Raw genomic sequence first — 4,039 nt, forward strand, 5'->3', positions numbered from 1 at the left:
GAGCCAGAGCATGGCTGATCGCGCCACCAGGCCAAGTCCATGTTCCTGGCCCAGGTCAGCCATGAGATCAGGACGCCCCTGCACGGGGCTATCGGACACATGGAGTTGCTGGCCCGCGAACACTTGTCGCCTTCGCAGCACCAGCGCATCGAACTCATCCGCCATGCCTTCGACATGCTCATGAGCCTGGTCAACGACATCCTCGACATCACCAAGATCGAGACCCAGACCATCACCCTGGCCGCGGAAGAACTCAGGGTCAATGACCTGCTGGAAGAATGCGCGCAATTGTTTGCCCCCTTGGCACTGGACAAGGGCTTGCAGTTCCACTGCCTGCCCTGTGCCGCACTGGAGCAGCCTGTGCGGGGTGACCCGCGCCGTCTGATGCAGATCCTGCAAAATCTGGTAGGCAACGCGGTCAAGTTCACCGCCAGCGGCCGCATCACGCTCTCCGCGCAGTTGCTGCAGAGTTCCCAGGACAAAAGCATCGTGCGATTCGAAGTCGCCGATACCGGCATCGGCATTTCCCCCAGCGCGCGCCAGCGCATCTTCAAGTCCCTGCAACAGGCCGACGACAGCATCAGCCAGCGTTTCGGCGGCACCGGCCTGGGCCTGTCGCTGTGTCGACGCCTGGCCGAATTGATGGGCGGCGACATCACTCTCGATAGCGAAGTCGGAAAAGGCAGCACGTTCGGGGCCGAGATTTCACTGGCGAGAATTCAACCAGCAGAGCAAGCGTGGGTGCCTCCGCTGCAAGGCAGGAAGGTGGTAGTGCATGTCCAGGATCCGGCGATGGCGGCGATGCTGCGCGCGTACCTGCAGCACTGGGGCGCCCAATTCGTGGCACCGGCATCCGCGGCCCCGGCAATGCTCCATCTGATCGCGCCGGACGGAGTAGCGGCGTTCATGTCCACACCGATGAACACGTCGATGGCAAGCGTACTGATTCGTCCTGACGTGGTCCGCCAAAGCAGCAGCATGGGGCACTGGCGCCAGGTCAGCGCCTTCGATCGCCGTGCCTGGTGCAGCGCCCTGGCCGACCAGGCGCAGACCGCAACGGCATCGGCGCCAAGCCTGCTAGTCAACCCGGACGTTGCTGGCGCATTGGAGGTGCTGGTGGTGGAAGATGACTACGTCAACCTGACCCTGATCGAACAACAATTGCGGGTGCTCGGCTGCAAACACCTGCGCCTGGCGCGTGATGGCCTGGATGCGTTGGCCCAGTGGCGGGCGCAACGACCGGACCTGCTCATTACCGACCTGGGCATACCGGAACTGGATGGCGTCTCTCTGGCCAAGCGCGTGCGTCAAGAGCAGACGCAGGCCCGCATCATCGCCACCACTGCTGCTGGCCCGGCAAGCCTGGCGCAATTGCCGACTGGCTTGTTCGATGCCGTGCTCCATAAACCTAGCTCGCTGGAGCAACTGCGAGAACTGCTGACCCGGTTCGGCCAAGCAGCTGCGCCGATGCAAGCTCTTGCCGAGCCGCTGGATCGGATATTGCTGGAAGCTTTCCGTCAAACGTGGCCACAGGACAAACACAAGCTACAGCAGGCGCTCCAGGCACGTGATGCGCAACGGGTCATGCGCATCCTGCATCGCTTGCAGGGTGGCTTGCAAGCGCTGGGCCGGGAGCAATTGGCGGCCCGCAGTCAGACTCTGCAAGCCGCTGTTGCTGCGGCCGAAGAAAATGGTTGGCGTGATTGCGAGCGCTGGGTCGACGCGGTGGAGGCCGTGATTTGAATGCCGTTCGACTCGCAAAAATCAGCGTGTCTCGCTTCCCCCTCTACTGCCGCTACGTTCCTGCTCTAAGCTTCCGTATGATCAAATGACTTCACACCGTCGAGCTGCATCAAGGTCTGCATCGCTTTTTGAAATTCTCTTTCGGACATGCGACTGAAGACAATGAAGACTTCATCGTATCGCTCATCCTGTTCGCGCTTGACCACGAATTTGCTGACGCAAGCGGCTGAATTTCCCAGCAAGGCAGGAAGATGGCTCATGTTGAAGCTATCCGCCAACACCAGGAACTTGACCCCGCGCTTCTGCTTGTCAGCAAAAAAACGCCGCTCCAAAGGCTTCATGCCAGCCAAGATAAGAAGCACGATCAAGGTTCCAGCGATCGCAGCCACATACATGCCTCCACCCACCGCCAGGCCGATAGCGGCGACCGTCCACAAGCTAGCCGCGGTGGTGAGACCTCGGATAATCTCACCCCTGAGCAGAATGGAACCAGCCCCCAGAAAACCAATACCAGAGACCACCTGGGCTGCCATCCGAGAGGGGTCCAGCACAACCTTGTCGGACTGCAGGATGTGGGAAAAGCCATAAGCAGATACCAGCATGATCAATGTGGAGCCCACACTCACCAACATGTGAGTCCGCAATCCTGCTGCCCAGGAAAGGCGCTCACGCTCCACTCCAATGAGACTCCCCAGCACTGCTGAGACGATCAGCCTAAGGATGACCTCGGTTGCTGAAATCATGTATTGCTCCTTTTCGAAAAAGCGCGGCGTGTGCAGCAGGCACATTTGCACATCGATATTTTTATTAATAAATAATTTATATTATTTATTAATACATGATTGGACAGGATAAAGAGTGATAGTTCCACGGCTGTGCTGGCCGCTCTAACACCAAATGCGATCGACGTCTCCCTTAAGCTGTACAGACGTAACGTGTGGAAATTGGCGGCATAGTCCGTGCAAAACTGCACCTCGCCTATTCCTACAGAAATTAGCGAGACACGCTGATCGTCATGCCTGAAGACGTCGCCTTACGATGACTCGACTTTTCTAGTCCGTCGGGCCGATCCGACGGTCATGCGCTTCTTAGGATAAATGCCAATATGAAGATCGACTTGCCATCACATCCCGGCTTGCACGCCAAGACGCTACGCTTGATGACCTCTTTTTCCGGTGCCCTGGCCCTGGGTCTGTTCACGCAAGGAGCTCATGCAGATCCTTCACCAGCACTGGATCGCTTCAGCCTGTCCGCGGGCGGCTATTACGTCAATCCGACCTTCAACATCCAGGGCAATACGCGTTACGGCTCGGCTGAAAGCGGCGACATTGACCGCAACCGCACCACCCTGCCACGCGTGCGCGCCGAACTCCTGCTGGGCGACAGCCACGGGCTGTCCTTCGATTACTTCCGCTACCGTAATGACTACGACTACAGCACCACGCGCTCCTTCAATGTCGGTGGCACGCCAGCGATCCTGGCCGGCACGGCCAATGCCAACATCCAGGTGGACTTGCCTCGCTGGCCTACAAGTGGTGGCTGGGCAAAGGTAATGACGTGTTCGGCATCGGCCTGGGCGCCGGTTATTACCGCGCCCACTATGACCTCCGCGCCAATGGTGTCTTCAACGGCAGCACCGGCGCACTCAACGAGAGCGGCACCGAGAAGACCTTTGCACCGCTGGTGGAGCTCGGCTGGAAGCACGCCTTCAGCAAGGATCTGCGCCTGTATGCCGAGGCTTCGGGCGTCAAGAAAAATTGGGGGACGGTGACCGGCCACATCTACGGTGCGGCACTAGGCGTGGAATGGTATCCACTGAAAAACCTCGGCATCGGTGCCGACTACGGCATCACCCGTATTCATATCGAGCGTGACGGCGGCAATTCGCAGGCCGCGTTCGATGTCAAGCTGACTGGGCCGTCGGCCTATCTGAAAGTGCGGTTCTGATCTCTGTGGCTATACCAGTTCCAGAGGACGGATCAATGTCGCTTTTGAGACATAAAAAAACGCCTAACCATTGAAATTCAATAAGTTAGGCGTTCTGTTCTGGCGGAGAGGGGGGGGATACTTCCCCACAACTAACTAACCCACTGATTCTTATAGGAAATTTTATTTCCGACGTTACAGGTGTCCCAAAATTTTCGGTATCCCAAGTTGTGACACCGGAGCATTCTAACTGGACAATTTCATAACGTGAAGTGTGCTCGTATATCCAACGAAATTCAGGTCATGTCCTATCATTTTTCTTCGATAAAGCTTCCACTTGCTGATCCGGACAATATTACCATTTATGCAA

General features: G+C 57.5%; 3 protein-coding genes. 2 read left to right on the top strand and 1 reads right to left on the bottom strand.

What is annotated here, in order from left to right; all coding sequences use genetic code 11:
• The first annotated feature begins 39 nt into the window (after positions 1-39).
• On the top strand, positions 40-1,743 hold the full coding sequence (locus I5W_RS07905; RefSeq protein ID WP_252716942.1) for a hybrid sensor histidine kinase/response regulator: 1,704 nt from the start codon (positions 40-42) through the stop codon (positions 1,741-1,743).
• 65 nt (positions 1,744-1,808) lie between these two features.
• Here I5W_RS07905 and I5W_RS07910 read toward each other — a convergent pair whose 3' ends face one another.
• Positions 1,809-2,486 (bottom strand): MgtC/SapB family protein, encoded by a 678-nt coding sequence (locus I5W_RS07910; protein WP_017454419.1) that lies wholly within the window; start codon positions 2,484-2,486, stop codon positions 1,809-1,811.
• Positions 2,487-3,300: 814 nt separating this feature from the next.
• Between I5W_RS07910 and I5W_RS33220 the strand changes: the two genes are divergently transcribed.
• Positions 3,301-3,690 (top strand): hypothetical protein, encoded by a 390-nt coding sequence (locus I5W_RS33220; RefSeq protein WP_252716943.1) that lies wholly within the window; start codon positions 3,301-3,303, stop codon positions 3,688-3,690.
• The last annotated feature ends 349 nt before the right edge of the window (positions 3,691-4,039 follow it).

It is taken from the genome of Herbaspirillum sp. B65 (assembly GCF_000333555.1).
GTDB classification, from domain to species: domain Bacteria; phylum Pseudomonadota; class Gammaproteobacteria; order Burkholderiales; family Burkholderiaceae_D; genus Herbaspirillum; species Herbaspirillum rubrisubalbicans.